8 protein-coding genes are annotated in these 9299 nt (G+C 55.2%); 7 read left to right on the top strand and 1 reads right to left on the bottom strand.

Going from position 1 to position 9299, the window contains the following annotated elements:
* Positions 1 to 180: 180 nt before the first annotated feature.
* Positions 181 to 639: a transposase gene (locus tag F8N49_RS21095; RefSeq protein WP_110646215.1), complete on the bottom strand. Its 459-nt coding sequence runs from the start codon at positions 637 to 639 to the stop codon at positions 181 to 183.
* Positions 640 to 1111: 472 nt separating this feature from the next.
* Between F8N49_RS21095 and F8N49_RS21100 the strand changes: the two genes are divergently transcribed.
* The 7 genes from F8N49_RS21100 (at position 1112) to F8N49_RS21130 (ending at position 9223) form a co-directional block, all read left to right on the top strand.
* A complete protein-coding gene (locus tag F8N49_RS21100; protein ID WP_151552408.1) occupies positions 1112 to 2533 on the top strand; it encodes an amino acid permease in 1422 nt (473 codons plus the stop codon).
* A 236-nt stretch (positions 2534 to 2769) separates the two neighbouring features.
* Complete coding sequence (locus F8N49_RS21105) at positions 2770 to 3132, top strand: GtrA family protein (RefSeq protein ID WP_110646217.1); 363 nt, start codon at positions 2770 to 2772, stop codon at positions 3130 to 3132.
* The gene (locus F8N49_RS21110; protein WP_256675485.1) at positions 3129 to 4598 is read left to right on the top strand and encodes a UbiA family prenyltransferase; all 1470 of its coding nucleotides are present in this window, start codon (positions 3129 to 3131) and stop codon (positions 4596 to 4598) included. Before F8N49_RS21105 ends, F8N49_RS21110 begins: the two co-directional genes overlap by 4 nt.
* A gap of 79 nt (positions 4599 to 4677) precedes the next feature.
* A complete protein-coding gene (locus F8N49_RS21115) occupies positions 4678 to 6189 on the top strand; it encodes a hypothetical protein (protein WP_151552410.1) in 1512 nt (503 codons plus the stop codon).
* Between the two features lie 39 nt (positions 6190 to 6228).
* Positions 6229 to 7548 carry an FAD-binding oxidoreductase gene (locus F8N49_RS21120; protein ID WP_122706542.1) on the top strand — a complete coding sequence of 440 codons (1320 nt, stop codon included), beginning with the start codon at positions 6229 to 6231 and terminating at the stop codon, positions 7546 to 7548.
* Positions 7545 to 8285, top strand: coding sequence for an SDR family oxidoreductase (locus tag F8N49_RS21125; protein WP_151552412.1), 741 nt, complete (start codon positions 7545 to 7547; stop codon positions 8283 to 8285). The genes F8N49_RS21120 and F8N49_RS21125 overlap by 4 nt, the downstream gene beginning before the upstream one ends.
* Positions 8282 to 9223 (top strand): lysylphosphatidylglycerol synthase transmembrane domain-containing protein, encoded by a 942-nt coding sequence (locus tag F8N49_RS21130; RefSeq protein ID WP_151552414.1) that lies wholly within the window; start codon positions 8282 to 8284, stop codon positions 9221 to 9223. The genes F8N49_RS21125 and F8N49_RS21130 overlap by 4 nt, the downstream gene beginning before the upstream one ends.
* Positions 9224 to 9299: the final 76 nt, after the last annotated feature.

The raw sequence follows: 9299 nt of genomic DNA on the forward strand, positions 1-9299 counted from the left end.
GTGAGCAAATTGCGCCTGCTTCGCAGCCCAGCGGGGATAAATCCCCTCGCCACAAGGATGCTGTTCACATCCCCATGATGTGTCTGTGTGAGCAATGGACTCCCTGTGGCGAGGCTGTTCATATCCCAGGATGTTGTCTGTGTGAGGAAGAAATCCACCTATTCCATAGAACTATTGCGCTCAGAGCCACCAGGCATCCCAAAGCGGGTAATCACCGAGGTTATCGACCAGCCCGGCTCGCAAAGGATTATTGATGATGTAGCGGGCGAAGGGCTCCAGGTCCTCGCCGTCACGGATCGCTCGGTCATGGTAGCCGGTTTGCCACAGCGGTCCGTGACGTCCGGTTTTTCTGTTAACCGCATGCGTACAGCGAGCCTTTACACCGCCGATGACTTCGCCAAGTGAGCCGCGTTGCAATTGCATCAGCCAATGAAAGTGGTCAGGCATGACAACCCAGGCGATGGACTGCGCGACTCCTTGCTCATGAGCCCGGCGCAGTTCTGCAACCAGTAACCGGCCGGTCTGCCAATCTGCAAATACGGGCTGGCGTTCGTGGATGACTGAGGTGATGAAGTAGGCACGACCGTTTTCCGAGAAACGACCTTGGCGCAGACGGTGGGAGTTGGGACGGACTGGCATGTGAGCTTCCTTGCATGTGCTCCTGGCTTTTTCAAAGGTTAGTGGTTGGCCGCCCCGCTCGGCGCTGCAACTGTTGAGCGAAATTTCTGAATCCGTCCGGCGATTTATCCGTGATCAAGCGAGGCGAGACATCACACAGCGGATCAAATGCCCCAGGGCTGAAACATGACGCTGCACCATCGCTGTGCAATACTTCGCGGCTTTTTCAGTGGCGACTTTTCCTACGTAATGCAGGTAATGCCTCTCCGCAGAACCGACTATTGCCGAGAGTTGTCGCTGAATGTTGTGACTTTTAGAGTGAAAAATCCTGCCCTGAGCTTTTTATACTGCACGCCCCGCTGATCTTTCAGGCCCGCCCTGCAAGACGCGTCTGCCCACGAAGCCGACGCGGTTTCCTGCCCAGCCAAGGCCTATCGGCCGATGCTTCGAAACCCGGTGGTCATATCCAATAACAAGACGAGGTTGTACCCCTATGCCAGTTGGCAATCCTCTGCCGCACGGCGACACCGCTTCGGGCGGTCCGCTCAAACGAGAACTCGGCGAACGGCATATCCGCCTGATGGCGCTCGGTGCCTGTATCGGCGTCGGCCTGTTTCTCGGCTCGGCCAAAGCCATCCAGATGGCCGGTCCGGCGATCATGCTTTCCTACATCCTTGGCGGTCTGGCGATCCTGGTGATCATGCGCGCCCTTGGCGAAATGGCCGTGCATAACCCGGTGGCCGGTTCGTTCAGCCGCTACGCGCAGGACTATCTCGGTCCGCTGGCAGGCTTTCTCACCGGTTGGAATTACTGGTTTCTGTGGCTGGTGACCTGCGTCGCGGAAATCACTGCGGTGGCGGTGTACATGGGTATCTGGTTCCCGGATGTGCCGCGTTGGATCTGGGCCCTGGCGGCGTTGATCAGCATGGGCTCGATCAACCTGATCGCGGTGAAAGCCTTCGGCGAGTTCGAATTCTGGTTCGCTCTGATCAAGATTGTCACCATCATTGCCATGGTCATCGGCGGCGTCGGCATCATCGCCTTCGGTTTCGGCAATGACGGCGTGGCGCTGGGCATTTCCAACTTGTGGGCGCACGGCGGTTTCATGCCCAACGGCGTGACCGGTGTGCTGATGTCGCTGCAGATGGTCATGTTCGCCTACCTCGGTGTCGAGATGATCGGCCTGACCGCCGGTGAAGCTAAGAACCCGCAAAAGACCATTCCTGACGCGATCGGCTCGGTGTTCTGGCGGATTCTGCTGTTCTACGTCGGTGCGCTGTTCGTGATTCTGTCGATCTACCCGTGGAACGAAATCGGCACCCAGGGCAGCCCGTTTGTGATGACCTTCGAGCGGCTGGGCATCAAGACCGCCGCCGGTATCATCAACTTCGTGGTGATTACGGCGGCGCTGTCGTCGTGCAACGGCGGCATCTTCAGCACCGGGCGCATGCTCTACAGCCTGGCGCAGAACGGCCAGGCCCCGGCCGGTTTCGCCAAGACCTCGAACAACGGCGTGCCACGCCGCGCGTTGTTGCTGTCGATTGCGGTGTTGCTGTTGGGTGTAGTGCTTAACTATCTGGTGCCGGAAAAAGTCTTCGTCTGGGTCACCTCGATTGCCACCTTCGGTGCGATCTGGACCTGGGTGATGATCCTTCTCGCCCAGCTGAAATTCCGCCAAGGCCTGAGCGCCAGCGAACGTGCCGGCCTCAAGTACAAGATGTGGCTGTACCCGGTCAGTTCGTACTTCGCCCTGGCGTTTCTGGTACTGGTGGTCGGCCTGATGGCGTACTTCCCCGACACCCGCGTGGCACTGTATGTCGGGCCGGCGTTTCTGGTGTTGCTGACGGCGTTGTTTTACGTGTTCAAGTTGCAGCCGACGCAAGTGTCGCAAGGTTCGGTGCGTTCGGTTTCTTGAACCGTAAGTGCGTAAACAACGAAGCCCTGATCGAGAGATTGGGGCTTTTGGTTTTATGGGCACGGCGATTAACGGTGAACGCATTGAAATCGCACGCGATGAGCAATTGACACGTGAGTACGACAAGATGACCGCTGGTCGGATACAGCCCTCGACCTGTAATTTCTGACAGTAGACCGTTTTCAAGCTCTGACCTAGCTTGGAGGTCCGTCGTCTGGAAGCGGCTGGCAACCACCATGAAAGGATTCTCTGCAACTACCGTTATCGGACTGGCCGATGCGCTCATCCATTGGCAAATATTTTTCGTGCTCTGTCAGGCGGCCGCCCTGAGTCAGGCGGCCAGCAACTTTGCGGCGTTCTGCGTAGCTGCTGCGCTCTCTTTCTATCTGAACATGCTTTATATCTTTGAAAGGGAAACGCCGGTATTTCCCTATCTGATGTTCATCGGCCTGATGGGCGGCGTCAGTTATGGCGTGGGTGTCATCGGGGACGTCTGGCGCTTGTCGGGGCTTGTGACGGTCGCTTCGTTTTCGCTGGTGAATATTGTTTCAGGGTACTGCGTTTTCCGCTTTGTCCTTTTTCCAGGGCGACGGGCATGAACGTCTCTCCGCCTGACGTACTGCCGATGTCAGCGCCCTGCGCTACTTCAATGCCCTTCGTGGTTGATCTGGACGGGACCCTCGTCAAATCTGATCTGCTGTTCGAATGTGTGATGTCCTTTGTCCGCAGCAAACCATTGCACTGCCTGAAACTCTTACCCTGGCTCTGGCATGGCAAGGCGTATCTGAAAGATCGACTGGCAATGGCGACGGACATCGATGTCGCGACTTTGCCCTATGATCTCGACGTACTCCGGATGATCGAGGAACAGCGCAACGCCGGTCGGAAAATTGTTCTCGCCACAGCCAGTCATTACACATTGGCAGTGCGGATCGCCGAGCATCTGCAGGTGTTTGATGACGTTCTGGGTTCAACCCTCGAGCAGAACCTTTCGGGAACGAACAAACGTGATGCGCTGGTGGCGTTATATGGGGAGAAAAGTTTCGATTACATCGGCAATTCGCTGGACGATCTGCCGATCTGGCGGTCGGCCAGGCAAGCTTATATCGTCAATCCGCTAGCGGGCGTCCAACGTGCCGCCCGGCATCTGGATAACGTAGCCCAGGTGGTTCACTCTCGCGTTACGTATTTCAGAAGTTTGTACAAAGCCTTGCGCATTCATCAATGGATGAAGAATGTGCTGATTTTCGTTCCCCTTCTTGCGGCGCATCTAATGGCCAATCCGCTGCTGTTGGGGCGCGGCATGCTGGCCTTCATACTTTTCGGCTTGTGTGCATCGAGCGTCTATCTCCTGAATGACTTGCTCGACCTGAACGATGACCGCAAGCACCCGACCAAACGCAATCGACCCTTCGCCAGTGGATCGTTATCTATCCAGTCCGGTCTGGTGGTTTTTCCCCTGCTGTTGTCAGCTTCGTTCATCGGTGCCTGGTTGTGGCTGCCTCATCCATTCGTTGCCGTGCTCGCCTGTTATTACATTTTGACGCTGGTGTATTCGCTGGCGCTGAAGCGGTTGATGGCACTGGATGTGATCGCCTTGGCGCTGCTTTATACCTTGCGCATCATTGCCGGTGGCGCCGCGTTTGGCCTCGACCTGACGGGGTGGATGCTGGCTTTTTCCATGTTCATGTTTTTGAGCCTCGCGCTGGTCAAGCGTTATGCCGAGCTGTTGCTGGCGCTGCACGGCGGCATCACCGGTAAGACCGGCGGCCGCGACTACTTTCCTGCGGACCTGGCAATGCTCTCCTCTTTGGGGGCCGCATCCGGTTATCTCGCTGTCCTGGTGCTGGCGCTTTACATCCATGACAGCGCAACTACCGAGTTGTATGCATATCCCCGATGGCTCTGGTTTGCCTGCCCATTGATGCTGTTCTGGATCACTCGTATCTGGCTGCTGACGCATCGCGGCCGCATGAATGAGGATCCGGTGGTTTTCGCACTGCGTGATCGCTTGAGTCTGGTGATGGGAACGGCGTTCTGCCTGATTTTCTGGGTGGCGGCATGAGCCACTCGACTTGCCATCGCAGGCGCTATGGCGGGACCTGCGTCTTTTGACAGATTTTTGCTTCGAATGGAGTTCGAATATGAGTCAGCTGAACGTCGAAAATTTCTACCGCAACTCTCGCATCAATACCTCGGATATGAGGATTGCGATACTGGTTTTTTTTGTGCCGACGGGTTTGTTGTTGTTGTCGACGTTGGTGATGAACTCTGGGGTTATGATTTATACGCTGGATGACCCCTACATACATATGAAGATGGCCAGAAATATCTGGAATGGCCATTACGGAATAAATCTTCATGAATACTCTGCGCCGTCGTCAAGTATCATATGGCCCTTTCTACTGGCGCCTTTTTCATATCTAGGCAGCGTATTTTTTTATGTGCCGTTAGCGCTGCATGCAGTGTTTGCGTTTTTGACGTTTTTGTTGATATTCAATCTTCTAAAGAGTCTCGGTTGCAAATACGCAGCGTTGATCACGTTTGCCATATTTTGCTCATTTAATTTATATGGTCTTGTTTATAATGGCATGGAGCATAGCCTGCAGGTCGCTCTGACGGCTTTTATTGCTGCAAGTATTGTTCGGCGGGAGTATTTGCAGGAAGAGAAAATAACGAACTTTACGTATTTCGCCATTTTTTTGTTGCCACTGGTGCGTTATGAGGGACTGGCCGTTTCGCTGCCGACGTTAATTTATCTATTGATCAATGTTGAACGTAAAAAGCCTTTGTTTTGCGCTATTGCAATACTGCTCGCCCTGGTCTCTTTCAGTTTTTTCCTGAACAGCCTGGGGCTGGGCTGGTTACCCTCTTCAGTGCTTGCCAAAAGCGATATCAATGATATGGCGTCATTGGGGCTGCATGTTTTAACGCAATACGGCCAATGGGGGTGGGTGGTCTACACGGTATTGATGGTTTGCGCGTTTTTCGCTGGGAATAAATCGGTGATATGGCTGCTGCTCAGCGTTACGTTACTTCATATGGTATTCGGCAAGTCGGGTTGGTACGGGCGATATGAAATTTACTGGCTGGTATTCGTCGCCATGTTGATCCTCGCAATCTGTAGCACGCAACTCGTCGGGAGGGGGATGGTGCTTGTATTCAGCTGCTTGCCCGTGGCGTTCACTGGGCTTGTCTACGTAACATTAAGCACTCCTTGGGCATCCGCAAATATCTATAATCAGCAATATATGATGTCAATGATTGTCGGTCGTTTGAATGAAGCCGTGGCGGTTAACGATCTGGGACTTGTTTCGTTGGCGACAGACAATTACATATTGGATCTCGCGGGTCTGGCTAGTTATGAGGCCTTACTGTTGAGACGTAAGCAAAAAGACTCGTTGTGGATCGGGGGGCTGATGAAGCGGCATAATGTCAAATACGCTTTTATTTATGAAGAGTGGTTCGCCGGGCGTCCTGCCAATTTCCTGAAAGTTGCTATTTTGAAATTGGCAGTTCCGAATATAACTTCAGCCGAGAGTTCTGTCTCTTTGTATGCAGTGGACTCGGCATCCGCTGACAAGTTGAAGGTTGTATTGGCTGAGTTTCGCAAAGCATATCCGAGTCGTCAATTTGAGCTCATCTATGTTCAGTAACCTAAAAATTATTCGTTGGATTTTTACCAAGGATAGGAGGTGACACCATTGTTACTTTCGTCATGGGGCAACTACCCCTTTGCAGCACAAACTGGTCATCCTTGCCAATGGCGAGCCGATATCAGACCGCAGTGGCAGCAGTTGATCGAATCACACGGGACAACTTTGCCGTTTGGCAATGGCCGCAGCTATGGCGATAGCTGCATGGCTGCAAGCGATCATGTGCTGCAATTGCGTCCTCTGAACCGCTTCATCGAAGCCGACTGGGAAAAGGGTGAGATCTGCGCTGAAGCCGGCGTGACACTGGGCGAGATTTTACAACTCGCCATTCCCCGTGGCTGGTTTTTGCCCGTCACGCCCGGTACGCGGCATGTAACGCTGGGTGGGGCGGTAGCCAATGACGTCCACGGGAAAAATCACCATCGCTGCGGCACGTTTGCTCATTCGCTGGTGTGTTTCGAACTGCACCGATCCGTGCAATCGCCGATGGTCTGTTCGCTGCGGGAAAATCCTCAGTGGTTTGCTGCGACCATCGGCGGGCTCGGCCTGACGGGCGTGATTACCTGGGTGCGCATTCGTCTGCGCAAGATCCAGTCGAGCCTGATCGACAGCACACGGGTGCGTTTTGACTGTCTGGATGATTTTTTTGCCCTGTCGGCCGACATGGATGCGCAGCATGAATACAGCGTCGCGTGGATTGATTGCCTGGCCAAGGGCAATGCGCTAGGGCGCGGATGCTTCACGGCTGGTGATCATTGCGTGGCGGGGCCCCTTGAGATCGCTGCACCACGTTCTCTGTCTGTCCCGATCCGCCCTCCGGTATCGCTGATCAATTCGCTCACCTTGAAACTGTTCAACGATCACTACTGGAAACGGCAGCCAACGAACGGACAACATCAAAAGGTTGGCTACAGCTCGTTCTTCTATCCGCTGGACCGTATCGAAAACTGGAATCGTATCTACGGACGCAGAGGTTTCCAGCAATTTCAGTGCGTATTGCCGGCCTCGGGTGCAGCCGTGGCACTGGCCGAATTACTCAAGTCGATTGCGCGCAGCGGCAGTGGCTCTTTCCTCGCGGTGCTCAAGCGTTGTGGCGACATTCCTTCGCCGGGATGGCTTTCCTTTCCTATGCCCGGTACTTCATTGGCGCTGGACTTTCCACACGACATAGATCTGCCGAAAAAACTTCTGCCGCGTCTCGACGCCATCGTGCGGGAAGCAGGCGGTCGTTTGTACCCAGCCAAGGACGCTCACATGAGCGGTAGCGATTTTCGCCAGGCCTATCCCGCCTGGGAGCAACTGGAAGCGATGCGCGATCCGACCCTGATGTCCCGTTTCTGGCAGCGAGTCACTCGATGAAAAAAATACTGATTGTGGGCGCCACCTCGGCGATTGCCTGTGCTTGCGCACGATTGTGGGCGGCTGATCGCAGCGAATTGTTCCTGGTTGGCAGGGATGCGCAAAAGCTTCAGCAAACCAGCATCGATCTGCAGGCTCGAGGTGCCAGAGCCGTGACCACGTACGTCATGGACGCCATTGATATCGCGGCACATCCGGTCATGTACGAGAAATGCCTGGCGACGTTGCAGACGGTGGATATCTGTCTGATTGCCTATGGCTCGCTGCCAGATCAGTACGCGTGCGAACAACACGTTGAACAGGCCATGGAGCAGTTCGCCAATAACGGCAGTTCAATGATCGCGCTGTTGACGCTGTTGGCAAACCGCATGGCTGTCCAGCAGTACGGCACGCTGGCGGTCATTTCCTCGGTTGCCGGGGATCGAGGACGACCTTCCAATTACCTGTACGGCGCGGCAAAGGCGGCGGTTTCCACGTTCTGCGAAGGCTTGCGGGTACGCTTGTTCAAGGCGGGTGTGCATGTGATCACGATAAAGCCCGGGTTAGTCGACACGCCCATGACGCAAGGGCTGGCGCTGCCCTCCTTGCTTGTAGCGCAACCGGATACGGTTGCCCGGCGAATAGTCAGAGGGATCAATCGACAGGTGGCGGTGCTGTATGTGCCCGGGTTTTGGGGGCTGATCATGTGGCTGATTCGGGTGATGCCGCAGCCGCTGTTCAAGAGGCTGAACCTGTGAATCAGACGCTGATGTTATCCGGGTGGCGTTACCGCGTTTTGATTGGCTCGGTGATCTGCTCCGCCCTCGCTTATCTCGCTGTTTCCCTGTGGGGTGGGTGGTCGGCGGTGAGCGCGGCGGTCAGTCGAGTAGGTTGGTGGCAGTGCGGGCAAATCGTCGGCGTGATTTTGCTTGGATACGGTCTGCGTTTTTTGCGTTGGCAGGGTTATCTGTCTGCCTTGGGTCACCGGTTGCCTTGGCGGCCGGGCTTGAACATCTACCTGGCCGGATTCGCCCTGACGACTACTCCCGGCAAGGCCGGGGAGGCGTTGCGCGGTGTTTTGCTCAAACGTTTGGAGGTGCCTTACGCACAGAGCTTTGCCGCGCTGTTCAGTGAGCGGCTTGCGGACCTGCTGGCGATGGTGGGCCTGGCATTGTTCGGTTTGAGCGCGCATCCGGAATGGTTGTCGATGGTCGTTGCCAGTCTCGTCCTCCTGGCATGCGGTGCATCGATGATGTTTTCGCCAAGCCTTGCCAGCGCGATTGATCGTCGCACTGAGCAACGGCACGACAGATTCTCGCGGTTGCTGGGGCATGCCGTTCAGGTATTGCGTCAGTCGCGCCGCTGTCATTCCCCTCGTCGCGTCATGGGCGCAACGCTATTGAGCCTGCTGGCCTGGGGGCTTGAAGCATTGGCGTTTTACTGGATTTTGCAGGCGATGGGCGCGGACGTGAGCCTGACGTTAGCGATCTTTATTTATGCGGTGGCCATGTTGGCGGGGGCGTTGAGTTTCATGCCGGGTGGGCTCGGTAGCACCGAAGCAGTAATGGTGGGGTTGCTGGTGTCGAGTGGCGTGGAATTGGCAGATGCGATTGCGGCGACGGTTTTGTTGCGGTTGGTGACGTTGTGGTTAGCAGTTGGGTTGGGAACGGTTGTACTAATTCAAATAAAAGTCTGATTCCGGACAAGGCTGTTGTTCGGAATGTCGAGAGGGGACTATGCGTATCCTGACAAATAAGAATACTTTAATAGTT

Origin of the sequence: Pseudomonas sp. GXM4, from assembly GCF_008923895.1 — a bacterium.
GTDB lineage: Bacteria > Pseudomonadota > Gammaproteobacteria > Pseudomonadales > Pseudomonadaceae > Aquipseudomonas > Aquipseudomonas atacamensis.

Coding starts and splice junctions, on each gene's coding strand:
- F8N49_RS21100 (WP_151552408.1), top strand. CDS start 1,112: ATGCCAGTTGGCAATCCTCTGCCGCACGGCGACACCGCTTCGGGCGGT.
- F8N49_RS21095 (WP_110646215.1), bottom strand. CDS start 639: ATGCCAGTCCGTCCCAACTCCCACCGTCTGCGCCAAGGTCGTTTCTCG.
- F8N49_RS21125 (WP_151552412.1), top strand. CDS start 7,545: ATGAAAAAAATACTGATTGTGGGCGCCACCTCGGCGATTGCCTGTGCT.
- F8N49_RS21115 (WP_151552410.1), top strand. CDS start 4,678: ATGAGTCAGCTGAACGTCGAAAATTTCTACCGCAACTCTCGCATCAAT.
- F8N49_RS21105 (WP_110646217.1), top strand. CDS start 2,770: ATGAAAGGATTCTCTGCAACTACCGTTATCGGACTGGCCGATGCGCTC.
- F8N49_RS21110 (WP_256675485.1), top strand. CDS start 3,129: ATGAACGTCTCTCCGCCTGACGTACTGCCGATGTCAGCGCCCTGCGCT.